Raw genomic sequence first — 25780 nt, 5'->3', positions numbered from 1 at the left:
ATGGGTTACACTTTTTCCTTATGAAAGTTTTAGGAATTGAATCGACATGCGATGAAACAGCTTGCGCTATTGTGGAAGATGGTAGGCATGTGCTTGCTCAAACCGTTGCCACGCAATTTGATCTGCATAGTCAGTATGGAGGCGTCTATCCAGAACTTGCCTGCAGAAGACACTTTGATGTCCTCATTCCTCTGATTGATCAAACGCTTCAAGAGGCCAGCCTAAAAGCTCAAGATATTGATGTCATTGCTGTGGCTTACGGTCCAGGCCTGATTGGCGCGCTCCTCATGGGACTTACCGCTGCAAAAGGGCTTGCTCTCTCTTGGAAGCGCCCGTTTGTAGGAGTCAATCATGTAGAGGCCCACCTATATGCCGCGCTCATGCACTGCCCCAAACCTCTTTTTCCTGCTTTAGGTGTGGTGATATCAGGAGGACATACACTTCTTGTCAAAATCGAGGCTGTAGGTGTTTATACATTAATTGGAACAACTGTTGATGATGCCATTGGAGAGGCGTTTGATAAAGTTGCAGCGCTTCTTGATCTTCCTTATCCAGGAGGGCCTGAAATTGAAAAACTGGCGTTAAAGGGAGACCCTACGCGTTATCACTTTAAACCAGGAGTTGTGAAAGGAAGGCCTTGGGATTTTTCTTTTAGCGGTCTTAAGACCAATGTTTTATACACATTAAAAGGGCAAAATAGTCACAAAGACACCTCTCTCATCATTTCAGAAGAAGATAAGGCTCATGTGGCTGCTGCCTTTCAAAAAACAGCTCTAGAAAATATTCATAAAAAAGCGATGGAGGCGGCTTTAGCCTTTGGATGTAAGATGATTTTTTTTGGAGGGGGCGTCTCTCAAAATCGGTATCTCCAATCTCTTTTCTCTTTAAGCCCTATCGAAGTGTGTTTTCCCCCCTTAGGACTCTCTGTTGATAATGCTGTGATGATTGCAGGTCTAGGATTTCATGTTTATCAAAAAGTAGGTCTTCAAGGGCACCCTTTAACGTTAGAGCCTCAAACGAGGATCCCTTTCTAGAAGAGGTATTGACTCTTCTTTTATCCTCTCTTCTTTTCAAAAATTGAATTTGATAGATTATTTTCTCTCTATCGGATATCCTATGTATTTAATCCTCTTTGAAAGGGAATCTTATGGCAAAAACAGCACGCGAATTTGTTAAATTGAAAAGCACAGAAAGTCCTGAAGTGTATTGGACTCAAAAAAACAAAAAAACTTCGACCGAAAGACTTGAACTCAAAAAATACGACAAAAGAATGAAAAAGCATGTCGTCTTTAAAGAGGCAAAATAAGCTTTGATATTTGAACTTTCGATTCTACGAAAGTATTTAGTTCCTCGCAAACGACAACTGTCTGTAGCTCTTTTAGCAACCGTTTCGGTAGCTGTCATTACAACAGTTGTTTGGCTTCTTTTACTCTTTTTATCTATTACAGAGGGCATTGAAAAAGCGTGGCTGCATAAGCTCACCTCTCTTCATGCTCCTTTGCGAATCACCCCTAAAGACGCCTATTTTAAGTCGTATTACTATCTAGCAGATACCCTTAGCTCTAAGGCAAGCTATCAACCGAGAAGCTTTTCTGAAAAGCTTCAAGATCAAGGCAAGGATCTTTACGACCCCTTAACAGACCCTATGATTCCTTTAGATTGGGAAAAGCCGCACTTAAGTGCTGAAGGGGCTCTTCAAGACCCTGTCACTTTGCTGGCTCAAATTTTAGAATCTGTAAAAAAAGTTGATCCAACAGCTGAGTATTCTCCTTTTGAACTAAGCGGCGCTGTGCTCAAGCTTCAAATGACGCCGTCTCTTACAGGAAAAAAAAGAGGGCCTCAATTTCTCACGCAAGCGTGCTATCTTCAATCATTTCCAGAAAACAACTCTTACCTGCAAGCTCTTCTCATCCCTCCTCTTAAAGAGACCCTAGAAAATCTTTTTACTCCGCTTGCAACCTCAGAGCAGCTATCTCAATTTTTTACCCATGCCACACTTCAGACCGTCAAAACAGGCGCGCTCCCGTGGAATATTCCTTACCATCTCCTTCCTGAAAACTATAGCATACCCGCTAAAAGGTTCTTTTCTGAGGGAAAACTGCATTCTCTTAGAGTAGGCAATGCAAATTCTTGTAAAGAGGGAGTTCTTAAACGGCGTGATCAGGCGATTTTCTGGAATGAAGAGCGTGTAGATGTTCCTATTTTTGCAGAAGATCCTATTCAATTCCGTGTCACAGCTGCTTTAGAAAACGCGCACTTACTTCAATCTCTCTCTCATTTAAAGCTTGCTGTAGAAGGAGAAATTGGATCTTGCCCCCTTAAAGGGACCTTGCCTTGGAAAGAGCTTGCTCCTGTACAAATAGCTCTTAAGGAAACTCCCCTAAAAACCTTATCTCCTCCTCCTTTGTCTTCATCTCATCCTGTTATCTTAGCCAAAGGATTTTGCGATCTCGGTGTTCAAATCGGAGATAAAGGATGGATTCAATATCAAGCTGTGACAACAGGGGCTCTTCAAGAGCAAAAGCTTTCTGTAACAGTTGCTGGTTTTTACAATCCAGGGGTGACTCCTATCGGAAATAAATCGCTTTTTGCCTCACCTGATGTCGTTCATCTCATTCAAACATCAAGTGTCATGCAACATTTTGATCCTTCTTTATCAAGCGGCTTTTGTGTATGGCATCAAGATCTTCGCCAAACTCCTTTTTTAAAAAATCACATTCAAGCCCTTTTAGATCAGTCTTCTCTTTCTTCTTACTGGAAAGTGACCTCTTACCATGACTATGAGTTTTCTAAAGATCTCCTGCTGCAGTTTCAAAGTGACCGTGTTTTATTTGTTTTTTTAGGCGGCATCATTTTAATTGTGGCCTGCTCTAATATCATCTCGTTCTTGATTTTACTTGTGTATGATAAGCGAAAAGAGATTGGTATTTTAGAGGCGTTAGGAGCCTCAAAAAAAAGCATTGCCTTCATCTTTGGAGCGTGCGGCGCCCTTATTGGACTTCTCAGTACTTCTTTGGGCATTTTAGCAGCTCTTTTCACACTAAAACATCTAAGCAGCCTCGTTTCAGCGCTTAGCTGGCTTCAAGGATATCCAGCTTTTAACCCGGCCTTCTACGGCTCTTCTCTCCCCTCTGAAATGAGCCTCTCTGCACTTTATTTTATTGTAGTGACGGCGCCCCTTCTCTCTCTTCTTGCAGCCCTCATCCCTGCTTTAAAAGCATGCAGGCTTACTCCCTCTGAAATCTTGAGGTCAGAATGAATCCCTTACTTAAGGCTTCTCACCTATCTAAACAGTTCTCTCATCCTATAAACACCTCCATTTTAGAGGACATCTCTTTGGATATCTATCCAGGAGACACTATCGCAGTGACAGGGAAATCAGGAGAAGGAAAGACAACGCTTTTGCATCTATTAGGAGGGCTTGATTTCCCCTCTTCAGGAACTATCACGCTTTGCGGGGAGCTTCTTTCTTCCAAGAATGCAGCCTCTATGAGATCTCAGCATATAGGATTTATTTTTCAAGCTTACCACCTTTTAGAAGAGTGCACTGTTTTAGAAAATATTCTTATGCCAGCTCACATTGCAAGAAAAAGAATTCATCAAGGATCGCCCTCTTATCAAAAGGCGCTTCATCTTATAGAAGAGGTGGGGCTATTAGAGAGGCTCTTCTTTCCCATTAAGCTTCTCTCTGGAGGAGAAAAGCAGCGTGTAGCCATTGCAAGAGCTTTAATGAACGATCCAGAGCTGATTTTAGCGGATGAGCCTTCTGGGAATTTGGATCAATTTCACTCAGAATCCATTTATACTCTTTTACTTGAGTGCGCAGCCAAAAGAAATCAAGCTGTGATGATTGTCACGCATGATTTAAAGCTCGCCTCTCTTTGTCATCAGCACTACATTCTTCAAAATGGAATTTTATTATGCACGTCACCATCTTAGGGGCAGGCTATGTCGGCCTCATTACAGCTGTTTGCCTAGCAGAATTTTCTCACTCTGTTATTTGTTTAGATATTGATGAGGAAAAAATCAAGATGCTCTCTCAAGGAATTCCTCCTCTTTATGAAAGAGGCTTAGAAGAGATGCTAAAGCGTCATCTTCAAGAGGGAAACTTATCTTTTACTACAAATATCCAAGAAGCTACTCTTCGGAGCACAGTTTACATGATTGCAGTTCCCACCCCCTCTCTTCCTGACGGCTCTTGTGATCTCTCTTTTGTCTTAAAAGCAGCTACCTCTATTGCCCCTAAAATGACAGAGGGATCAACGATTATCATGAAGTCTACCACGCCTCCAGGAACAGCGCTTCAGATTAAAGCACTTATTCAATCCAGACTCCCCTCTCATGTCTCTTTTGATGTGATTTCAAATCCTGAGTTTTTAAGAGAAGGAAGCGCTATCCAAGATTGTCTACATCCTGACCGCATCATCTTGGGGGTAGATAATGAACGGAGTTTAAAGACAGCGCTGAAGCTTTATCACCCTTTAGCCCTTTCTCAAGATAAGTGGCTAGTCATGAGCCCCTCTTCTGCAGAGATGACAAAATATGCCGCTAATGCCATGCTTGCAACAAAAATTTCTTTTATCAATGAAATCGCGAATTTATGTGAACGGATAGGGGCTAATGTATCTGATGTTAAAAAAGGGATTAGCGCTGATCACCGTATTGGGCCCCATTTTTTAAATGCAGGAGCTGGCTACGGAGGGTCGTGTTTTCCAAAAGATGTGAAAGCGCTTGTCGCTCTTGGAAAACAATTCGGGTACTCTCCTTCTCTTTTAGAAGAGGTGGATGCTGTTAACCAAAGACAAAAAGAGGTGATGTTTCATAAAATAAAAAGTTATTTTTCTTCTAAAGGAGGAGTGACTGGAAAAACAATTGGCATCTTAGGTCTTGCGTTTAAACCCCATACAGATGACTTAAGAGAATCTCCTTCCTTGACACTCATTCAGCAACTGTTAGATCACGGGGCGCTACTTAGGCTCTATGATCCGATTGCAATCCTCAAAGCAAAACATGTCCTACAAAGTCCTTTGATCACCTGGTGTGAGGATGAATATGAATGCGCGCTTACCTCTCATGCTATTGTCCTCATGACAGAGTGGCCTCAATTTTATACATGTGACTGCTCTCTTATTTTAGCTCAAATGCAAGGGTCTGCCTTCTTTGATGGGAGAAATGTGTTTGAAGGAGAAAAGATGCGGTCTTTAGGCTTTGATTACCACGGGATAGGAACGCCTTCTTCTCTTTTAGTAGAAACCGTTTCCATCTCTTAAAGGATGTTTAAGCTTTTTAGCTGTAAGTTAAGAGCTATTTTTATTGAAATCACTCACCCGGTAGTTGATTTTCTCTACAAAAGTGGCTAGTTATAAGGGACTTAAAAAACCTTCACTTTCAGTCAATTACAATAAGGAATATTTGATGTTAAAAGATCTAAGAGCTCACTTCAGTGAAGTGAGAGAGACTTTTCTCAAAGAGAAGTCACACTTAATCGCTCCCCTTTTCTATTAAAGGTAGAGATTCAGATGTACGGTATCCCTCTTTATATTCCTTTTATCCTCTCTCTTATTATAGCGATCGTTAACTCAGCTATTTTCCCTCACATCTCTTTAAACGCTTTTGCCCCTTTTCTCCCCTTTGTGTATCACGCTCTTCCTTTAAGAAGGAGTTTACTCATCAGCTGTGGGTGCGGACTTATTTTGGATCTTTTATCTTCCGAATTTCATTTTGGGATTTATGCCCTCTCTTTTGTGATGGCATCTCTTTTACTCTACCCTCAAAAAAGACATTTTTTTGAAGATAAGCCTCTTGCCTTTTCTCTTTTTACAGCTACTTTATCGTTATCTCTTACGGTTTTTCAGCTTCTTTTGATCTCTATTTTTGATGAAGGCATTCCCTTAAGTAAAAGATCACTCATCACCGATTGCCTTTTTCTTCCTTTGATGGATGGTGTTTATAGCTTTTTGTGGTTCACCTGCCCTATTTTTATAGGTAGAGATTTAAAAAAACTTCAAAACAAGCTATTTTCAAACCCCTACTCTTACAAAAGATAGCTTTTAAGGAACTCTAAAAGAAGAACTTTTCTTACCATTTAAGCCTCTTTTTGATTAGACTTAAAAAGAGAATCATTAGATACCCCTGGAGAATCCCCTACATGAAGCTTTTAGAAGGAACCGTTGTTGCACAAACCGTTTTAAAAGAGCTAAAAGAAAAGATTTCTGTTTTTAAAAGAGCCCCTTCTTTAGCTTTTATCCTCGTTGGAGATCACCCGGCCTCTCAAACCTATGTGAGGATGAAAAACCGGCAATCGTTAGAAGTGGGGATCCATTCCAAGCTGTATCAACTCCCTGAAACCGTCTCTTTGCAAGAACTCCTTCATCTTGTTGACACGTTAAATCAAGACCCTGATACCGATGGGATTTTAATTCAGCAGCCGCTTCCTTCTCATCTTCCCTCTTTGGCAGTTGTTGAGCGTGTCTCTCCTCATAAAGATGTGGATGGATTTCATCCTCTTAATTTAGGAAAGCTAATCACAGAAGATCCTACAGGCATTATACCGTGTACTCCCTTAGGGATTATTCAACTCCTTCATCACTATGATATCTCTATACCTGGAAAACATGTGGTGATTGTGGGAAGAAGCTTAATTGTCGGAAAACCTCTTGCGGCTCTTTTTTCGCAGAAAAATAAAAAACATAATGCCACAGTAACACTTGCTCATAGCGCAACAGAAGATCTTGCTACCTTAACCCGTTCTGCTGATATTTTGATTGCAGCGATCGGGGTTCCCCATTTTATCACCGCCCCCATGGTTAAAGAGGGATCGATTGTGATTGATGTTGGTATTAATAGAAAAGAGGGAAAAATTGTAGGAGATGTGGATTTTATGGAGGTACAGAAAATGGCTTCCTTTTTAACACCGGTTCCAGGAGGTGTTGGCCCTATGACCATTGCGATGCTTCTTTCTAATACAGCGCTCGCGTATCAAAGATCTCATGAGTCTTAAGTCCGCTTTAGTCATGACTATTCTCTAGCTCTTTTATTCTTAAGAAAAATAAAATATCGCCGCTCTCCCTCTAATCTTGAGCCTGTCTCATCTTTAGCATGTTTTTTAGTAACTGTTCAGATACCCCCCCTATACACATATTTGTGTATAGGGGGTATGATCTAGTTCTTAAAAATCTAAAGAACTAACTGAGGAGGACCTGTTAGGTGATACGGATTTCCTTGGATAGCATCTGTAATCGCATCCAACATATTCCAGTTTTGCTTACGGGCTGTGGAAAGATAACTTCTAATTCGGCAAAAAATTTGTCCTCCAAGAATTGTTCGGAAGCACCCTCCAATTTTCTGTTTGAGTTTAACCATCCGAATATCTTGTTCCCCTTGATTGTTACTAAAAGGGATTTTAGAGTCCCTAGTAAATGCTAGAACAGAAGTGGCATTTTGCTCTAGCCTATCTAGTAGATTTTTCCCTGGCCTTTACTTAGTTCTTCCTCTTTTTCCGGGAGCTAAAGATTCAAGTTTTGCGTGATAAGAGTGTCCTTCTTGGATAGCTTTATTATAAGAGTGATGGATTTCTTTGATAATTCCTTCTGATAGAGGTCCTTTTTTGAGGGCTTGATAAGCAAAAAGAAGAGTCTTCTTCATGGCCAAGGCCCACTCCTCTTTCTCCTCTTCATGGATAAAATTGAGCTCTCTTAAGTGATGGACATTACACAGCACATGACTTGAGCCCGGATAATTAAAGTAAGATTTCCAGTGGTCATGAACAGCATAGTTTTTAAAAAGAGGTAAGATTCCCATGGCATCCATGGCTTCTTTTCCTCTCTTATGATGTATCGTGTAAAAAGTTGCCATCTCAGATGCTACTACGTGGATCCACTTCAGCTTTTTCTCACATCTCATTCCTGTCTCATCAAAATGTAAGACTTTTGAACTTAAAAGATCCTTTTTTAATCCCTCTTCAAACGAGTAAAGCTCTGTAAAAAGCTGTGTATTGATGTTCATGCAGCTCCCTGGGGATAGGGATATTCCAAGGAGATCTTTAAAAATTTGGCAAATTCTATTTACGGGGATAAAATGTAGAGAGCTTAGGTAGCTAGCTAAAGCTTTTACCCGGCTTCCAAATTGAACAGGACCTTTAACATGTTCTGGAAAAGAAGCCCTTGTTAATCGTCCACAGCGCAAACATGTTTTTTCTATAGCTTGGTATTCAGTCGTTTCTATCTTAGGTTGAGGGAGCTCAAACACTTGCCTTTTTTCTACGCAGTTTCCTGTAATTTCCTCAAGAGAAGCGTGACAATGTTGACAGCGATCAGGACTTAATAAAAACGTATGATCAGGATTACTCACTTGCGATCTTCCTACGCCCTTATGTCCCTCTTGTCCTCCAACTTTTTTACCTGAAGACTCTCTTAAGCTTTTAGGGATTTTTTTAAAGCCATCACTGCTAGGAGGCTTATGACTATTAGAGCTATTTTTAGAAACTATAGCTTTTAAATCTTGAACCTCGGCTTTTAATTGTTGAATAGCAACCTCTGATTGTTGATTTACAATCAGTAAATGTCGTATCAAATGGCGAACATATAGTGGTGTCCGTTTAGGGAGCGTCTTTAAAAGTTCTTCATTAAAATCCGGTGTAAAATTTTCTGGCTTTATCGACATATTCCCAGGTTACTAACTATGATTGTAAAAGGGAATAAAAAATTTATCAGGAGGGGGTATCTGAATAGTTACGTTTTTTATTTGATAAAATATTTCCTAAGCCTCAAGATGTAAAGTTAAATTCAAAGATAATCATATTAAAGGTTTTTTATGAGTACATCTCTTACGAATATCTCGTATAAAAATAGTCAAGTAGCCTCTTCTATCAATTCTTCGCTTACGTCTTTCACTTCTTCCTTACCTCAGGGGATGAATGTTCCTTCATCTGATTTAAGATCTACTGCTATCTCTTCTATTCAAAAGGAGAAGCTACGCTCTTTGATGAAAACCTATGGTTTTGAGGATGCCTTTATTCAAGCAGTCCCAGAAGAAAGCTTGCAGAATGATCAACATCTAGCAGATTATCTTTTTCATATTATTTTGTATGAAATGAAACCTGATGTGTGGGATGCACTTGTCTATGATAAATTACTTGAGCTTTATGATTTACAAGGGATGAATCTTGCCTTTGCAGCAATTCGAGAAGGGAAAAAAGGTTTTTTTTCTTATCTCATTGGTCATTATCCTGTGGATAGTCTGATGGAGCTTAAAGGGCTAGAAGGAAGAGAGGAGCTTAGAGGAAAAACACTCCTTCATCTAGTAGCTATCTATGGAAGGGAAGACATGCTTGGAGATCTTCTTCAAGGAAATTCTGGTATTGTAAATGTTAAAGATAAAGATGCTCGAGGATTGACTGCTCTTCATTGGGCAATTCATGAAGGGCATGAAAAAGTTCTTCAACGGCTCCTGGAGTATGGAATCAGTGGACAAGAGTGGAGGAATGGGAAAACGATGATCTCACTCATCGCTCTTGCAGTTACCTCAGGGTATCCTAATATCTTAGAGCTTCTTCTCAAGCACAATCAATTTAAAGATATCAGTCTCTTAGATGCTATTCCAGATATTAAAACCGTTCTCCATCTTGCGATCCACTCAAACCAACCTCAAATGCTTACTTATCTCTTAAATGATAAGCATATTATAATAAAACATATTTTAGAAATTAAAGATAGATCAGGAAGAACTCCTCTTCAACTCGCTGCTTTTTTAGGAGATCTCTTTGCCATAAAAGCACTTGTTGATACAGGAGCGTATATTCATAAGGGAGAGCTTGAAAAGTCTGGAACGACTCTTCACTTTGCAGTGAAGGGAAAGCAGCCAGATGCAATCACTCTACTACTTTCGCTAAAAGCAGATCCTAATAAAACTGATGAAGCTGGCAAAACACCGCTTGCCTATTTACAAGGGAAAGAAGCTGAACATGCTGTCATTAAAAGATGTAAAAATATTCTAGAAAATTCTATAGCTTCAATACGGTCAGAAAAAATTAAAGAGGCGGATTTTTACGAAAGCGCCCCATTTAATTTGATTTTAGAAGGAAGTTATCATCAGAAAGAAGGGTTTATTGGGATTATTAAAGGGCTAGGATCTAAAAAAATCTTAAAAGAGATTCGGAGATTTTCAGGACTGGGAATGGGATCTATTATTGCAACGCTCCTAGCTCTTGGATATACCTCCTCACAAATTAAAGAATTATCATTTAATTCCCTTCAAGATCTATTTACTATTAATTCCTCTCTTACAGATGTTCAGTTTAAAGAACTTGAAGATCTTTATTTACCACCCTCTTCAGAAAAAAAGCGGTTAGATTTCTCTATAGCACTATGTACAACAGAGGAGCTTCGAAGCAGTCTTGAAGAAGTCATCAATCATCAGGTAAAAATAGAGAACCTCTCTTTCAAAGAGCTAGCTGAAAAAATCCAACGGTATCCTGAAAAATATCGCCATATTCATCTTACTGCCTATAGTTTAACTAAAGGAAAAATTATCCATTTCAGTTCTGAAAATCCTGAATATGGGGATTTTCTGCTTTCTGATGTCTTAGCTGCAACACTTGCCTTCCCAGGGATTTTTAAACCTCTTATATTGAGAAGGAAAAATAGTGATGGTGATCTCTATGATGATACAACCTATGGAAAAATGATCGCTCCTTCCACAACTTCTCTTGTAGATCGATTTGATGATCACGTCTATCAAGAAGATCCTTACTATAAAGGAAAGCAAACTAATTACCGGACGCTTGCGCTTAAAATAGATCATCAAGAAGCCGAAAAAGAAACTATATTACAAGAGATGCCTCTTGTATCTAGACTCATTGATCTTTACATAAACCAAGCTAAACAAAGAAATCCTTCAGAGGAAATTTCTCGAGGAAGAATTAAGAAGATTGTCCTTTCAGAAGAAGACAACGATCATATGATAGCTGCTGAAAAGAAGGTTGAATGCCTTTTTTCATCAGCTAAAAAATCGTTACTGGAGAAACATCTTCCTTCTACTTATCTAGGAACTAAGAACAATCTCATCCCATGGAAATATGACATTTTTCTTAAAAATCATTCTCTCTCTCATGAAAGCTTATTGCCAAAGCAATCTTCTTGTATTAATAATATCCCTCAAAGAGAAATTTTCTTTACGGGAAGAGTTAAAGAACTGCATGACTTAAAAACAATGTTCGCTAGTTCTTCTAAAGTAGCTATTGCAGGACTAGGAGGGATAGGAAAAAGCACCTTAAGCTTTAAATATGCTTTAGAACTAGCAAGATATAGATTTATCTATCTCATTAAAGCAACAGCCTCTGGTGCAATTAGAATAGCACTTATTGAACTTGCAGGTCTTCTAAATATTAAAAAAGAGAAGCATGAGGAAACCTTAGCTGAGTTAAGAGTGTATCTCCAACAAATGACCCTGCCAGGACTTTTTGTCATTGATGGACTTGATGATGAGCATTTTTTTACAGAATTAAAAAACTATATCCCCGACACCAATCGATGTCAGATTTTAATCTCAACGAGGGTAGGAGATAAAGCTCACGTTAATGGGTTTAAAGTAATTCCCTTAATAGAGTTTTCTGAAGAAGAGGCTATACACTACCTTACTCAGGTAGATCAGCCAGTTCAAGAAGAGAAAAAAGCTGCAGAAACCCTTGCTAAAGCAGTGGGATATCATCCACTCGCACTCTCTCATATTGCAAGATATTTAGAGCAAGAGAATATCTCTCTTTGTGAATATGAAAGGAGATTTAAAGCACGTGATCCAAAACTTCCTGGCAAAGATGATATTGATCTCCCCACAGAAGAGGCCTCTATTTTTATCACCTGGCAAGTCTCTTTAGATGCGATTAAAGAAAAGGAAAAAGGATTCTTAGCCATTGAGATGATGCAGATGATTGCTCTTCTTGGAGAGGAAGATATCCCCTTGGATCTACTCCACGCCTGGGCCCATTTATCTTACCCTCAGGAAGATGAAGTTTCTATTTTAGGGGCTATTAAGCTACTAAAAGGCTATTCATTTTTTCGAGAAATAATTGGCGAACTTGATCAAAAAAAATACTATCAAGTTCACTCACTTGTTCAAAAAGTGATGGAACTTTCAATCAAAGAAAAAAAAGACATTTTTTTTAAAAAGACTTGTATTTCTATCAATCACACAATCAAACAGCTAAGAGAGCCTAGCTATTCAAAAAACAATTATTTCGATCAAAAATTAGAAATTTTGTACCGAGCTCATTTATCTCGTCTCTATGGAATGACAAATCTTTTTGAAGCTCTCGAGAATCATCAAAAAATACAATTCTTAAGCCATTTAGGGTGGGCCTACTCTCGTTATGTATCACCGCGCAATATAGCCCATCAATACATTGATCAAGGCATTGCATTACTAGATCAAAATAGTCTTAAATTATTCAAGAGTGATGGCACCAGTTTATTAAATGATAGAGATATTAACTCTTTAGACCGAGAGGAAGCCTTAATAGCGGCAGAACTTTATCAAATTAAAAGTCGGTGTATACGTTATACAGAGAGCACGGAGGAGGCTATAATCCTCGCAGAAAAAGCTCTCATGATAAGAAAGCAATTACTCAATCATGATAATCCCTACTTATTAGAAAGCTATGATGCAGTTATTTGGCTTTTACATGATCGTGAAGAGTTTGAAAAAGAGCTTCCTTTTGTCAGAGAAGCTTTAGAAATAAAAATGAAAACTCTAGATGAAAACCACCCTGAGACATTAAAGAGCCGTAGCCGAATTGTCACCATTTTATATGACATTGCTGAAAACCAAGAAGAAAATAAAGAAGCTCTAAAACACGCAAAAATACTCTTAGAAAGCAGAGAGAAAATATCAAAGACTCAAGTAGATAATGATTTTGATGGACTATTCCAAAGTTATGACACAGTCATAACTATTTTAATAAGGTTAGAACATTATCAAGGGGCTCTTGATTATGCAAATATCGTGTTGAAACTCAAATTAGATATTTTAGGAGATAGTAATAATGAGATATTAGACGCCTATGATACAGTCATCGATATTTTACTCCGGTTAAAAAATTATCCAGAAGCCTTTTTCCTAGCTCAAGAAGAACTAAAAAATAGAATACGTTTTATTACAGAGCCGGATGGTGAAACAAATGAAAGCTATGGTAGATTTATCTACCTCTTAGGAAATGTGCCCCTAAATGAAAATATGATTTTGCCCATCCAAGAACTCGTAGATCAATTGGGGAGCTCGTTTGGAGAAGATCATGATATGACTTTAGCGCTCTACAATGAAACAATGAAATTTATTCTCAAGGCAAAAAATGAAGAATATTTTTTATATTTTACCAAGCACAGATTAGATAAACAAAGGCAACAATTAGGAGAAAATCACCCCAAAACACTCAACAGCTATCAAAAAATTCTTAAGTTTTTGTGCGATTCACAAAAAGAAATCGACGCGTTGACCTTTGCTCGGTGTATGTTAGAAAATCAAAACAACACCTTAGAAAAAACTCTTGAGGCAAGATTAAAAAGCTACGATGTTGTGATTAAAGCACTTAATGATTTAATGCCCAATAAAGAAACCTCCTCTACCTATTCTCAGGAGAAACTCCAGATCTATGAGAAAATAATGGGAGTATTAAAAAATTCAAGACAAAAAGACGACAAAATTTTCGAATTTCAACAAAATTTATATATCGCTCAACAAATTCCAAATAAAGAAAATGATACGCCTAAAAAAAATTATTTTGATTCAGCTCAATGTTATATAAGTGTAATTACGCTCTTAAAAAATATTGGGTCAAAAATAGATATAGGAGCTACTGAACAAAGCATTGTAGCGCAACATATTCTCGAAGCAAAAAAAACTGTACTGAAAGAAGGTGATGAAGTAATTCATCTCTTAAATAAAATCGGGCAACAAGAAGAGGCACTTATTTTAGCGCAGCATCTATTAAAAGCAAGAAAAGCAGTATTAGAAAATAAAAATCAGTTGATATTTGAGAATTATAAAATAATAATCAATTTTTTTGAAACGCTTAAACAAAAAAAAGAAGCTTTTGCTATCGCTCAAAAACAGTTAGACACAAGTATAAAAACATTTGGGGAGAAGGATTATCGAACGTCTATGAACTATAAATTAGTCATTGACCTCTTCAAAGAAGTTGAAACAAAAGAGGACGCTCTTGTGATAGCTCGAAAACGATTAGATAAAACCATAGAAACGTTTGGAAAAACAGATTATCGAACATCTATGAGCTATGAATTAGTCGTTGATCTCTTCAAAGTTTTCGGACAAAAAGAAAAGGCTCTTGCGATAGCTCAAAATCAATTATACGAAAGAATAAAAAAATTCGGAGAGACAGATTCTCGAACATCTGTGAGCTATAAATTAGTCATTAACCTCTTCAAAGATTTGGATCAAAAAGAAGAGGCTCTGGCTATCGCTCAAAATCAATTATACGGAAGAATAAAAAAATTTGGAGAGACAGATTCTCAAACATCTGTAAGCTATAAATTAGTCATTGATCTCTTCAAAATTTTAGGACGAAAAGAAGAGGCTCTTGCGATAGCTCAAAAGCAGTTAGATGCTAGAATAAAAGAACTCGGAGAGACAGATTCCCTTACATCTGAAAGCTATCAATTAGTCATTAACCTCTTCAAAGATTTGGATCAAAAAGACAAAGCTCTTGCGATGGCTCAAAAGCAGTTAGATGCTAGAATAAAAGAACTCGGAGAGACAGATTCCTGTACATCTGAAAGCTATCAATTAGTCATTAACATCTTCAAAGATTTGGATCAAAAAGAAGAGGCTCTGGCTATCGCTCAAAAGCAGTTAGATGCTAGAATAAAAGAACTCGGAGAGACAAATTCCCGTACATCTGAGAGCTATCAATTAGTCATTAACCTCTTCAAAGATTTGGATCAAAAAGAAGAGGCTCTGGCTATCGCTCAAAAGCAGTTAGATGCTAGAATAAAAGAACTCGGAGAGACAGATTCCCGTACATCTGAAAGCTATCAATTAGTCATTAATCTCTTCAAAGATTTGGATCACAAAGACAAAGCTCTTGCGATGGCTCAAAATCAATTATACGGAAGAATAAAAAAATTTGGAGAGACAGATTCTCAAACATCTGTAAGCTATAAATTAGTCATTGATCTCTTCAAAATTTTAGGACGAAAAGAAGAGGCTCTGGCTATCGCTCAAAAGCAGTTAGATGCTAGAATAAAAGAACTCGGAGAAACAGATTCCCGTACATCTGAGAGCTATCAATTAGTCATTAACCTCTTCAAAGATTTGGATCAAAAAGAAGAGGCTCTGGCTATCGCTCAAAAGCAGTTAGATGCTAGAATAAAAGAACTCGGAGAAACAGATTCCCGTACATCTGAGAGCTATCAATTAGTCATTAACCTCTTCAAAGATTTGGATCAAAAAGAAGAGGCTCTGGCTATCGCTCAAAAGCAGTTAGATGCTAGAATAAAAGAACTCGGAGAGACAGATTTTCAAACATCTGTAAGCTATCAATTAGTCATTAACCTCTTCAAAGATTTGGATCAAAAAGAAGAGGCTCTGGCTATCGCTCAAAAGCAGTTAGATGCTAGAATAAAAGAACTCGGAGAGACAGATTTTCAAACATCTGTAAGCTATCAATTAGTCATTAACCTCTTCAAAGATTTGGATCAAAAAGACAAAGCTCTTGCGATGGCTCAAAAGCAGTTAGATGCTAGAATAAAAGAACTCGGAGAGACAGATTCCCGTACATCTGAAAGCTATCAATTAGTCATTAACCTTTTCAAAGATTTGGATCAAAAAGAAGAGGCTCTGGCTATCGCTCAAAAGCAGTTAGATGCTAGAATAAAAGAACTCGGAGAGACAAATTCCCGTACATCTGAGAGCTATCAATTAGTCATTGATCTTTTAAAAGGGCTTAAACGAAATGAAGAGGCTCTTACTACCGCTCAAAAGCAATTAAACGGAAGGATAAAAGAACTCGGAGAGGTAGATTTCCGTACAGCTATAAGCTATCAATTAGTCATTGATCTCTTAAAAAGTCTCGAAAGGAATGAAGAAGCTCTTGCTATCGCTCAAAAGCAATTAGACGAAAGAATAAAAAAATTCGGAGAGACAGATTACCAAACATCTGAGAGCTATCAATTAGTCATTGATCTCTTCAAAGAATTTGAGCAAAAAGAAGAAGCTCTTACAACAGCTCAAAAGCAATTAGATGCTAGAATAAAACAATTTGGAGAGACAGATTACCGAACATCTGAGAGCTATCAATTAGTAAACAATCTTTTAAAAGAATGCGAGAAAAAAGAAGTGACTCCACCTGATACTCCGCGGATATTAGAACGGGGCAAAATAGATAGATGCGCACTATCTTAGGTTAATTATTTCCAGGGGCGTTTTCTATCTAAGATGGATGCTTAATCTAGATTAATGTTAAAGATTGTTTATTAGATCCTATCTCAGGTATGATAGTATGATATGGTTAATCAACAATCTCAATACCCCACATTTAAACAACTTCTTCTCGAGCACCTTCAAGGAAAAAAATTCAAGCCGTGCGGAGAAAAAACCCTTTTAGCTAGATTAAAAATTGCGCCGCAGTTTCACGCTCTTTGCAAACAAATTTTAAAAGACCTCGTTCAAGAAAAAACAGTTATTGTCAGAAAAAAACAGTATCTTCCTAATAAACCTAAACCAGAAACTGTGACAGGTGTCATCCATCTTCACCCTAAAGGGTTTGGATTTGTGGAACTGGATCCCCCTTCTATTTATACGCAAGATATTTTTATCCCTAAGCATCTAGCTACCGAGTGCGTCGATAAAGACCGTGTAGAAGTGGAAGTTGATCCTAACTCTGATTGGGCAAAAGGGCCTGAAGGAAAGATCGTTCAAGTGTTAGAAAGAACACGCACGCATGTAGGAGCGATTCTTCACCACCCTTCTAAAGAAAACCATTTCTTTGCGTATTCCCCTCTTTTAGGATCGTCTAAATTGATTCTTGTCTCCCCCTATCCTAATAGCCAGGTGGGTGATAGGGTCGTGCTTAAAATGACCTATTGGGGAAGTGAATCATCACCTCCAACAGCTAATATGGTCCAAGTTTTGGGATCGATTGAAGATCCTAGCATCGATATTGAGTGCGCGCTTAAAGAGTTTGATATTCCTTCTGAGTTTTCAAAAGATGCTCTTATGCAAGCCACTCTTTTTGGAACCGAGATCCCTTCAATGGAAGGATCTTCAAGAGTGAATCTGCAAGATCTTGAATGCGTCACCATTGATCCAAAAACGGCTAAAGACTTTGATGATGCTCTCTCTTTAACAGTCAGTAGCAAAGGGATCTATACACTGGGTGTACACATTGCAGATGTCGCTCACTACGTTCCCCCTTCATCTCCTCTTGATCTGGATGCTGTTAAAAGAGGAAACTCTACCTATTTCCCTGGAAAATGCGTTCCCATGCTCCCTTATGAGCTCTCTAATGAACTCTGTAGCTTAAAGCCGTATGTCTCTAGACTAACCATCTCTGTCATGATGGATTTTAGCCCTGAGGGAAATCTTTTAAAGACAAACATTTTGCGCACTGTCATCAAAAGTCAGCACCGCTTTTCCTATGAAGAGGCTAAAGATGTGCTGGATAAAAAGATAGAAAGCCCGCATCTTCTGCTTCTTGAACAGATGGTAAAACTGGCCTCTCTTCTAAAAGCCAAACGAAACGAACGCGGCAGCATCGACTTTTCTCTTCCTGATCTCTCCATTGTTGTGGATAAAGAGGGCAATCCTCTGGGGTTTCACACCTCTGAGTACGATATCACTCACCAACTTGTGGAAGAGTTTATGCTTAAAGCCAATGAAATGGTGGCGCTGCATCTCATTGAGGCAAAAAAGCCCTCTATTTTTAGGACCCATGAAGCTCCTTCTCCCAATGATCAAGAAGATTTTTATGCAACAGCTAGAAGTTTAGGGTTTTTCCTTCCCCCTGAGCCTACAAGACAAGATGTCCAAGTGATGTTTCAAAAGGCAAAAGAGACACCTTTTACAAGTCAGCTGGCTGTCAGTTTTATTCGGAGTATGAAGCTTGCTCAATACTCTCCTAAACAAGGCATTGGACACTACGGTCTTTCTCTTGATCACTACTGCCACTTTACAAGCCCCATTCGAAGGTATTCAGATCTTGTCACCCAAAGACTTTTATTTGATGAAGAGAAGATGGATAGTGACTTTGAAGAGATTGCGAAAATGTGCTCAGATCATGAAAGGCTCTCTTTCCGCGCAGAATCGAGTGTTAAGCTCTTAAAAAAATTCCGTCTCTTAAGCCGGTGGATGCAAGAAGATCCGGGTGCCTCTTATGAAGCTGTCATTACAAAAATTAAACCATTTGGTATTTCTTTTGATGTAAAAGAGCTTCTTCTTGAAGGATTTCTTCATATCTCTTCTTTAGAAAACGACTATTTCCTCTTTAATTCTGAGCAAAATCTCCTTGTGGGAGAAAGATCTGGACAGGTACATAAAGTAGGAGATGTTTTAAAAGTAATCCCGGTGAGTTTAGATTTAATTCTTTTAGAAGCAAAATGGGAGCTATCTCTTCCAGCTGAGCTTAAAAGATTTCCTTCTAAAAAACCGCGTAAAACAAAAAAAGTGTCTTCTTCCAAAAAAAGAAGAAGAAAATCTTCCTAAATCTCGGAGAATCATGGCACTCCTTGTAAAGAGTTTTTATCAGCAAAAAGATACAGTACAAATTGCCCGGGATCTCCTAGGCAAAGTGCTGTTTTCTAACCTAGACAACCAAAGAGTGTCAGGGATTATCGTAGAGACAGAGGCGTATTGCGGAAAGGAAGATAAAGCGTGTCACGCTTATCAAGGAAGAAGAACCCCTAGAACAGAAATCATGTATCAAGAAGGAGGGGTGTCTTACCTCTACCTTTGTTATGGCATTCATACGTTATTAAATATTGTCACCTCGCAAGAGGGTGATCCTCATGCTGTACTCATCCGGGCGCTCATCCCTTATCACGGGCATGACATCATGGTAGAAAGAAGAAAAGGGAAAAAACCTCTTTGTCAGGGACCTGGCACGGTATGTCAAGCACTGGGTCTTTCTTTAGCGCATAATGGGTTAAGCTTTGAGGGCCCCTCTCTTTGGATTGAAGATCACGGCCTGATTCCGACCTCTATTCTTGTAACGCCACGTATTGGTATTGATTATGCAGGAGAAGATGCGAAGCTTCCCTACCGATTTGTGGCAACGTTTTCCTCTTTACCTCTCTTAAGTGCCTTAGAAGAAAAAAAGAGCTCTACGCATTCCTCTCTAGATCAAAACGGTAAGAATTTGCTATAACTTTAAGCCTTATGTTTTTATTAATGAGAAAAAATTTGATCGCAGGACTCATGATTCTGCTCCCTATTGCGATTTCCTTCATGCTGCTCAACTTCATGATTAGTTTCTTTACCGATCCTTTTGTTAGCTTCGTTTCTTCTTTTCTTGAAAATAAAGGGTTTATTCAAGAAAAAATCCTTTTTCTCTCTCCCCATCAACTGATTTTAATACTAAGTAAACTCTTAATTATTATCATGATGGTTGTGATGACAGCAGCGCTTGGTCTTTTGACAAGGCTCTTTATCACCCGCTTTATTTTTTCTCTGACAGATAAAATCTTGCATCAAATCCCTATTATTAAAACCATTCATAAGACAGTCAAAGATGTCACTCAAACTTTCTTTTCTCCTAATCACTCCTCTTTTACCCAAGTTGTTTTAGCCCCTTTTCCCTATCCAGGCGTTTATGCAATTGGGCTTATTTCAAAAGAAGTGCCCAAGTTATTTGGAGGGGATAACTCTTCTAAAGTGTCTGTTCTGATTTTAACAGCTCCAAACCCCACTTCAGGCTTTCTTTTGATGTATCAAACCTCTGATCTGATTTATCTTGATCTATCTGTAGAATCGGCTCTTAAGTATGTGATTTCTGCAGGGCTCCTTGTTCCAGAAGAAAAGAGCGCCCCATGAAAAAATCGTTTTCAGCCGGGCTCATGATCCTTCTTCCGATTTTGATCTCTCTTTGGCTATTTCAGTATATCTTTGATTTGATCACAGCGCCTATCTACCATACGCTCACCTCTCTTCTCATCTTACTAGGAAAGAAAAGCTATTTTGAGGGTATTTCTAACTCTTTCGGGGTGATGTTTTTAAGCCGTATCATCGCTCTTTTAGTGGGAGCTATTTTCATTACCTTTTTAGGGTTTATTGGAAGGAAGTTTGTCCTTAAATCTCTCATCCATTTCATCAATCAATGGATTTTTAAAATCCCTCTCTTAGGAACGATCTATAGACTCTCAAGGGATCTTGTCAAAGCTGTCCTCTCTCCTCAACATAACCCTTTACAAGAAACGGTTTTGATTCCTTTCCCTTCAAAGACAAGCTTATCGATGGGGTTTATCACAGGGAGAGTTCCTGATTTTGTTCAAAGAGCCTCTTTCTTAGTGGATACCACGGTCTTTATTCCAACAGCTCCTCACCCCATTGCTGGCTATATGATTTTTTGCTTAAAAAAAGACCTTCATACTATTCAACTCTCACCTGAAGATGCGCTTAAGTTCTTAATATCTTGTGGTACGGCACTTCCCTCATCATGAACGCTCTCAAAGTAATCTTTTATCCCGTTAAAACCCAGCAAGCTAAACTAGAAAAACTGGTTCAAGTAGCAACTCTACATTTTGAAAAAAAAGAGCCCCTGCTTTTTTTAGTTCCAAGTGAAGAGGTGGCTCTTTTTTTAGATCAGCTCTTTTGGAAAATGCCCAAAGAAGGATTTCTTCCTCATCCAAGTCATCTTCTTCACATCAGTGATAAAGTGCTCCCTGAATTCCCTTGTGTGTTTAATTTATGTAAAGACCCTCTTTTTCATCCTCTTAAAGCAGTTTATGAATTAGAAGACTTAACCCATCCTGAAAAGCAGGCTCTTTCAAAAAAACGATATGATCTTTATAAAAATCACGGCTACCAAGTGATTATGGACACCTCAAACTCTTGAATCTCTAGGAGTCAAAACGGGAAAGTTCATTGAAAAAGAATGATTTTTTATTTACACTATGTCTTCACTTGCTCTATAAACGGTAAGGTGTGTAATACACGCTTTCCTGAAAGAGTGTGAAATAACTGTCAACTTTATGATTTAGGACAAAACCCATGCGCCGCTCAATTTGTGTTTGTGACCCCCTGCATTGCTACGCTGGAGAAGTGAGAACATTCCGTTTTCACTATACACCAGCTATTAACCTCCCTAAAGGAGCAAAAATCCGTTTTGACCTCGGAACTGAAGGGAGAAATATCGATTGGCAGTCCCCTCAAATCAACCCTAAAGATAAAAAAAATATGATTTGGATGGAACTTTCTGATGGAAAGAGTCTCACTCCAAAACTTGTAGAAAAAGAAGGGTCATCCTCATCTCTTTACGAATTTGTCATACCTATTGATATCAAATCCGGCGATCTTCTTGTCATTTGCCTAGGATCCCCATCTGATGAGAATGAAAAAGGATCAAGAGCTCAGCTAAATGTTCAAAGACGTAAACCGTTTCATCTTTTCATCGATCCTAGAGGAAAAAACGACTTTAAAGAAGAAGAGACATTTCACCTCGATATCCGGGGAAATATACTCCATCATATCCGTATTTTAGCCCCTTCTCTTGTTGCTAAAAATAAACGGTTTGATGTTCTTGTGAGATTTGAAGATGCGTTTGGCAACCTGACAAGTCATGCTCCAGAAGGGAGTTTAATTGAGCTCTCTTATGAAAATCAAAGAGGGAACTTAAACTGGAAACTCTTCATCCCAGAAACCGGCTTCATTAACCTTCCTAACCTCTATTTTAATGAACCCAGCATCTATAAAATCCAGCTAGAGAACCTCAAAACACACGATAAATACTACTCTTCTCCTATTAAGTGTCTCTCTGATTCTCAAACCATGTTATGTTGGGGAATTTTCCACGGAGAGTCTGAGAAAAATAGCTCTCAAGAAGGGATTGAAGCGTGCTTAAGAGAATTTAGAGATGAAAAAGCGTTTCAATTCTACGGAGTGTCTCCTTTTGAGAGTTTAGAAGAAACGTCGAATGAAGCGTGGAAGCTCATTTCTCAACAGTCAAGTGAATTTAATGAAGATCAACGGTTTTCTTCCTTCTTAGGGTTTCAATTCCCTGCAGAAGAGGGTCTTAGACAAGTTGTCTACTTTAAAGATCAAAGACCTCTTCTTCGGCAAAAAGATGCAAAAAGTAGCTCACTTGCAAAGCTGCACAACATCTTAACACCTAAAGAAGGGATCACGATTCCTCAGATGAGTATGGCTAAAGGGTTTGAAACCGATTTTTCAAGTCTTGATTCTGATGTTGAAAAAGTCATCGAAATTTACAACGCTTGGGGCTCTTCTGAATGTAGCGGCAAAGAGGGAAACCCAAGACCGATTCGAAGTTCTGCTAAAAAAGGAGTTCAAGAAGTAGAATCTGGATCAATTATGAAGGCGCTTTGCCATAATAAGAGGCTTGGATTTGTGGCAGGAGGCCTTGATAAAAGAGAGCCGTTTGCAAAATTTTTAGAGCCAGGACAAGAGCAATACTCTCCAGGCCTCACGGCTGTTTTATGTAGCGATCACACAAGAGAGTCGATTGCGCAAGCAATTCTTAGTAGATCTTGCTATGCAACAACTGGAGCCCGCATCATCGTTGGATTCCACATTGCAGGAGCTCCGATGGGAAGTGAGCTTAATACCAAAGCAAAACCAGGTCTTGCGATTAACCGTCATATTTCTGGATATATTTGCGGAACAACAGCAATCCAAGAAGTTGCTCTTATCCGTAATGGCGTTGTGATTAAGAAGTTTGATGTGGATGGAGATTCTCTATCATTTACGTATGATGATATGGAGCCTCTTGCAAAGATCGCGCTTCCTGGGGGAGCTGGAAAAACACCTTTTATCTTTTACTACCTCCGTGTAACGCAAGCAGATCAACATATGGCTTGGAGCTCACCGATTTGGGTAGATAGTGCAGAGGGGCAAGCAGCACCTCTTAAAAAAGGAAAAGGGAAATAGTTCATGCGCATTATTTTAGGATCCGAGTCAAAAAGCCGGCGTGAAATTTTAAGTGATTTCTCCCTCCCTTTTGAGCAGGTCCCTTCGCATTTTGATGAAGAATCTGTGCCTTATGAAGGAGATCCTAAAAATCATGCACTCACCCTTGCTCTTAAAAAAAGTGAGACGCTAGGTGCCTTATATCCCCATGATGTGATTTTAACAGCAGATAGCGTTGTCACTTGTCAAGGCAAGATCTATAATAAACCCGTCAGTCAAGAGGAAGCGTTTAACTTCCTCATGACTTTTTCAGGAAACTGGCAGTCGGTTTTTACAGCTGTTGCCGTTAGGAAAGGAGAAGATGTCTACTCTCATGTAGAAGAAACAAAACTCCTTTTTAATCCCCTCACGCCTTACCAAATTCAGCAATTTCACAGCTATTGTCAATTTATGACAAAAGCTGGTGGATATGGAATTGAAAAATGTGGAAATTTGATCATCTCTCGTTTAGAAGGAAGCTATGACAATGTGCTTGGACTTCCAGTTAACAGTGTGCAAAAACTTCTTCTTCAGGTAGGAATTGATCTATGGGACTATTTAAAGCCGCTCTCTTAAGTGCCCTCCTTTATCTCTTTCCCCTCACCTCTATTGAAAAAGAACAGATCAGCTACCTTCTCAAAGCCAAAGAGTTTGTCAAAGCTTTTACTCTTTATGATGCGTATCAAAAAGAGTACGGAGCGCACGATTTTGATGTTTTACTAGAACTGGGGATCACTCTTTTGAAAATGGGAGCAGAAAGTCAAGAGCTAAATTCTCAGCTCTCAGCTCTTTATGGCCTTCAAGCCTCTCAAATCACTCATTCTGTAGAGATCATTGAAGAGACGCTTCATAGCCCTCACCTAGAAACTCAAGTAGCTGCCCTCTCCCTTCTTGCGAAACTCTCTCACGATAGAGGAGATGAACTTCTAGCTAGATCTGTCACCTCTTCTTACCCTGTCATTGCCCTTGAGTCAGCTTACCTTTTAGCACATAAAAAACACCCGAAATCTTCTGCCTATTTAGAGGCGTTAATGCATAAATTCCCTCCAGAGTTTTCAGCTTACTTCCCCCCTCTTTTTGCCATGACAAGCTCTAAAGACGCTCTAAAGAATCTAAAGCAGCTGATGCACTCTCCTCTCATTCACACAAGAATTGAGGCAATACTTGCTGTTGCAAATTATCAATTAGAAGACTTTATTCCGTTCATTAGAAACTATTTAACGCATACAGATCTTAAAGAGTTGGAAGCGTCTACTTTAGCATTAGCTCTTTTAAAAGACTCTCACTCACTCCCTAAGATTCAAAAACTTGCCTTAAGCTCTTCTTCTTCTCTTAAACTAACAGCGCTTTACGCTCTTTATCTTCTAGGGGACTTTAATGCCCTTACACCCATTGAAAAGCTAGCTCAAGAAGGGGATCTTTTTGCAATCACCTTACTAGGAGAGCTCCCCTCTCATCCCTTGGTGCTTCAAGAGCTTCTCTCTCACCCCTCTATCCATGTCCGTTTTAATGCCACGCTATCGCTTCTTTTGCAAAAAGATCCTACCTGCTTAAAAACCCTTCCAGAGTTTCTGTTCCATCAAAGTCAAGACTTAGGGTTCTTTCCTCTTGCCTCCCCAGGTAAAGCGCTCCGTTCCTGGAAAGTCATCCCTTCTGTCTCTCAGCAAGAGACAAACTACGCTCTTTTTGTTAAAGAGTCATCTTATTCTCTAAGACAAGAGATGCTCATGCACACCCTTGAGTTAGAAGAGAGGGATTTTCTCTTGATCGCCTCTCAAATTTTTGAAAATCAGCAGGTAGAACTCATCCCTCTTCTTTGTCACCTTCTTGAGAATCATAAAACAGAAGGGTGCATTAATCTTTTAAAAAAATATGCTGCCTTAGGAGAGCTCCCCTTCATTCGGATGTGTTGTCACTTAGCGCTGTTTCGTTTAAAAGAAGAGGGACCCTATGATACCCGGCTTAAAGAGTGGATTCATGAGACGTGTCATATCGATATGGTAGGGTTTCGCCCCTCACTCCCCAAGATGAAAGGAATAAGTCCCTCTTCTTATGAACTCACTCCTCATGAAAATGCAGCGCTTTTAATGCAAAGCTATGAAGCAATTGCTAAAAGACATACGCATGAGGGTATTGATTTACTTCTAGAAGGGATACGGCATGGACACCCTCATAACCGTTATGTATTAGCTGGCCTTTTATTACATGCGATTCAGTAGAGCCTTTGATATAGTTCATAATAGAGACGGCTCTCTTGTGATCCAACATCTCATAAACGATCTTCTATCTTCTAAGATCATTTTTTTCCAAACAGGTTCAAACTCTTTATAACAGTTATCAACAGGGTAAAATAGGGCAACTCATTCATTTTTCAACCTTCTTGTTTATTCTTTTTCTAGATAAAAAAAATTAACGCTTAAAAGGTGGATTTTCACTAATTTTCATTATTGAAAATATTTATCGGTTAATCCGAAACTGCCGCTATCTAAGAAATAAAAAGCAGAAAAGGACACTTTGATAAGCTCAGCTTCTGATAAAATATTACGATTAGCACCCATTGAAACTCTCTAATTATTATTTAAAAGCAATGATGGCAAATCGACAGATATTGAGTGGCATCTTTGTAAAAAGACAATCAATTAAATTATTTTATGCG

16 protein-coding genes and 1 pseudogene are annotated in these 25780 nt (G+C 38.8%); 16 read left to right on the top strand and 1 reads right to left on the bottom strand.

Going from position 1 to position 25780, the window contains the following annotated elements; genetic code table 11:
- Nucleotides 1-20 precede the first annotated feature (20 nt).
- The 7 genes from tsaD (at nucleotide 21) to ACI7T6_RS02270 (ending at nucleotide 7000) form a co-directional block, all read left to right on the top strand.
- On the top strand, nucleotides 21-1034 hold the full coding sequence (gene tsaD, locus ACI7T6_RS02300; RefSeq protein ID WP_404665980.1) for a tRNA (adenosine(37)-N6)-threonylcarbamoyltransferase complex transferase subunit TsaD: 1014 nt from the start codon (nucleotides 21-23) through the stop codon (nucleotides 1032-1034).
- Nucleotides 1035-1147: 113 nt separating this feature from the next.
- On the top strand, nucleotides 1148-1306 hold the full coding sequence (gene rpmG, locus ACI7T6_RS02295; protein ID WP_404665979.1) for a 50S ribosomal protein L33: 159 nt from the start codon (nucleotides 1148-1150) through the stop codon (nucleotides 1304-1306).
- A 3-nt stretch (nucleotides 1307-1309) separates the two neighbouring features.
- A complete protein-coding gene (locus ACI7T6_RS02290; protein ID WP_404665978.1) occupies nucleotides 1310-3259 on the top strand; it encodes an ABC transporter permease in 1950 nt (649 codons plus the stop codon).
- Nucleotides 3256-3939, top strand: a complete 684-nt coding sequence (locus ACI7T6_RS02285; RefSeq protein ID WP_404665977.1) for an ABC transporter ATP-binding protein — start codon at nucleotides 3256-3258, stop codon at nucleotides 3937-3939. Before ACI7T6_RS02290 ends, ACI7T6_RS02285 begins: the two co-directional genes overlap by 4 nt.
- Nucleotides 3921-5270 carry a UDP-glucose dehydrogenase family protein gene (locus tag ACI7T6_RS02280; RefSeq protein ID WP_404665976.1) on the top strand — a complete coding sequence of 450 codons (1350 nt, stop codon included), beginning with the start codon at nucleotides 3921-3923 and terminating at the stop codon, nucleotides 5268-5270. The genes ACI7T6_RS02285 and ACI7T6_RS02280 overlap by 19 nt, the downstream gene beginning before the upstream one ends.
- A gap of 249 nt (nucleotides 5271-5519) precedes the next feature.
- Nucleotides 5520-6047: a hypothetical protein gene (locus ACI7T6_RS02275; RefSeq protein WP_404665975.1), complete on the top strand. Its 528-nt coding sequence runs from the start codon at nucleotides 5520-5522 to the stop codon at nucleotides 6045-6047.
- A 101-nt stretch (nucleotides 6048-6148) separates the two neighbouring features.
- Entirely contained in the window at nucleotides 6149-7000 is an 852-nt protein-coding gene (locus ACI7T6_RS02270; protein WP_404665974.1) for a bifunctional 5,10-methylenetetrahydrofolate dehydrogenase/5,10-methenyltetrahydrofolate cyclohydrolase, read from the top strand.
- A 176-nt stretch (nucleotides 7001-7176) separates the two neighbouring features.
- Here ACI7T6_RS02270 and tnpC read toward each other — a convergent pair.
- Nucleotides 7177-8661: pseudogene (gene tnpC, locus ACI7T6_RS02265) on the bottom strand (IS66 family transposase).
- A 150-nt stretch (nucleotides 8662-8811) separates the two neighbouring features.
- On the opposite strand from tnpC, the gene ACI7T6_RS02260 reads away from it, so the two are divergent.
- From ACI7T6_RS02260 to ACI7T6_RS02220, 9 genes are all read left to right on the top strand, one after another.
- Nucleotides 8812-16410, top strand: a complete 7599-nt coding sequence (locus ACI7T6_RS02260) for an ankyrin repeat domain-containing protein (protein ID WP_404665973.1) — start codon at nucleotides 8812-8814, stop codon at nucleotides 16408-16410.
- A 102-nt stretch (nucleotides 16411-16512) separates the two neighbouring features.
- Complete coding sequence (locus ACI7T6_RS02255; RefSeq protein ID WP_404665972.1) at nucleotides 16513-18708, top strand: ribonuclease R family protein; 2196 nt, start codon at nucleotides 16513-16515, stop codon at nucleotides 18706-18708.
- Between the two features lie 13 nt (nucleotides 18709-18721).
- Nucleotides 18722-19369 (top strand): DNA-3-methyladenine glycosylase, encoded by a 648-nt coding sequence (locus ACI7T6_RS02250; RefSeq protein WP_404665971.1) that lies wholly within the window; start codon nucleotides 18722-18724, stop codon nucleotides 19367-19369.
- Nucleotides 19370-19404: 35 nt separating this feature from the next.
- Nucleotides 19405-20034: a DUF502 domain-containing protein gene (locus ACI7T6_RS02245; protein WP_404665970.1), complete on the top strand. Its 630-nt coding sequence runs from the start codon at nucleotides 19405-19407 to the stop codon at nucleotides 20032-20034.
- Nucleotides 20031-20660 (top strand): DUF502 domain-containing protein, encoded by a 630-nt coding sequence (locus ACI7T6_RS02240; RefSeq protein ID WP_404665969.1) that lies wholly within the window; start codon nucleotides 20031-20033, stop codon nucleotides 20658-20660. The genes ACI7T6_RS02245 and ACI7T6_RS02240 overlap by 4 nt, the downstream gene beginning before the upstream one ends.
- Nucleotides 20657-21055, top strand: coding sequence for a DNA polymerase III subunit chi (locus ACI7T6_RS02235; RefSeq protein WP_404665968.1), 399 nt, complete (start codon nucleotides 20657-20659; stop codon nucleotides 21053-21055). The genes ACI7T6_RS02240 and ACI7T6_RS02235 overlap by 4 nt, the downstream gene beginning before the upstream one ends.
- Before the next feature lie 155 nt (nucleotides 21056-21210).
- A complete protein-coding gene (locus ACI7T6_RS02230; RefSeq protein WP_404665967.1) occupies nucleotides 21211-23106 on the top strand; it encodes a DUF3604 domain-containing protein in 1896 nt (631 codons plus the stop codon).
- Between the two features lie 3 nt (nucleotides 23107-23109).
- Nucleotides 23110-23700, top strand: a complete 591-nt coding sequence (locus ACI7T6_RS02225) for a Maf family protein (RefSeq protein WP_404665966.1) — start codon at nucleotides 23110-23112, stop codon at nucleotides 23698-23700.
- Complete coding sequence (locus tag ACI7T6_RS02220) at nucleotides 23673-25343, top strand: hypothetical protein (RefSeq protein WP_404665965.1); 1671 nt, start codon at nucleotides 23673-23675, stop codon at nucleotides 25341-25343. The genes ACI7T6_RS02225 and ACI7T6_RS02220 overlap by 28 nt, the downstream gene beginning before the upstream one ends.
- Nucleotides 25344-25780: the final 437 nt, after the last annotated feature.

Origin of the sequence: Rhabdochlamydiaceae symbiont of Dictyostelium giganteum (assembly GCF_964291045.1) — a bacterium.
Lineage (GTDB): Bacteria > Chlamydiota > Chlamydiia > Chlamydiales > Rhabdochlamydiaceae > PALSA-1444.
This window is presented reverse-complemented; position numbering and strand designations above follow the sequence as displayed.

What these genes read in the sequence shown, in the direction of transcription:
- ACI7T6_RS02250 (WP_404665971.1), top strand. Translation starts at nt 18,722, where the DNA reads ATGGCACTCCTTGTAAAGAGTTTTTATCAGCAAAAAGATACAGTACAA.
- ACI7T6_RS02275 (WP_404665975.1), top strand. Translation starts at nt 5,520, where the DNA reads ATGTACGGTATCCCTCTTTATATTCCTTTTATCCTCTCTCTTATTATA.
- ACI7T6_RS02260 (WP_404665973.1), top strand. Translation starts at nt 8,812, where the DNA reads ATGAGTACATCTCTTACGAATATCTCGTATAAAAATAGTCAAGTAGCC.
- ACI7T6_RS02255 (WP_404665972.1), top strand. Translation starts at nt 16,513, where the DNA reads ATGGTTAATCAACAATCTCAATACCCCACATTTAAACAACTTCTTCTC.
- tsaD (WP_404665980.1), top strand. Translation starts at nt 21, where the DNA reads ATGAAAGTTTTAGGAATTGAATCGACATGCGATGAAACAGCTTGCGCT.
- ACI7T6_RS02225 (WP_404665966.1), top strand. Translation starts at nt 23,110, where the DNA reads ATGCGCATTATTTTAGGATCCGAGTCAAAAAGCCGGCGTGAAATTTTA.
- ACI7T6_RS02235 (WP_404665968.1), top strand. Translation starts at nt 20,657, where the DNA reads ATGAACGCTCTCAAAGTAATCTTTTATCCCGTTAAAACCCAGCAAGCT.
- ACI7T6_RS02220 (WP_404665965.1), top strand. Translation starts at nt 23,673, where the DNA reads ATGGGACTATTTAAAGCCGCTCTCTTAAGTGCCCTCCTTTATCTCTTT.
- ACI7T6_RS02285 (WP_404665977.1), top strand. Translation starts at nt 3,256, where the DNA reads ATGAATCCCTTACTTAAGGCTTCTCACCTATCTAAACAGTTCTCTCAT.
- ACI7T6_RS02280 (WP_404665976.1), top strand. Translation starts at nt 3,921, where the DNA reads ATGCACGTCACCATCTTAGGGGCAGGCTATGTCGGCCTCATTACAGCT.
- ACI7T6_RS02230 (WP_404665967.1), top strand. Translation starts at nt 21,211, where the DNA reads ATGCGCCGCTCAATTTGTGTTTGTGACCCCCTGCATTGCTACGCTGGA.
- ACI7T6_RS02240 (WP_404665969.1), top strand. Translation starts at nt 20,031, where the DNA reads ATGAAAAAATCGTTTTCAGCCGGGCTCATGATCCTTCTTCCGATTTTG.
- ACI7T6_RS02270 (WP_404665974.1), top strand. Translation starts at nt 6,149, where the DNA reads ATGAAGCTTTTAGAAGGAACCGTTGTTGCACAAACCGTTTTAAAAGAG.
- rpmG (WP_404665979.1), top strand. Translation starts at nt 1,148, where the DNA reads ATGGCAAAAACAGCACGCGAATTTGTTAAATTGAAAAGCACAGAAAGT.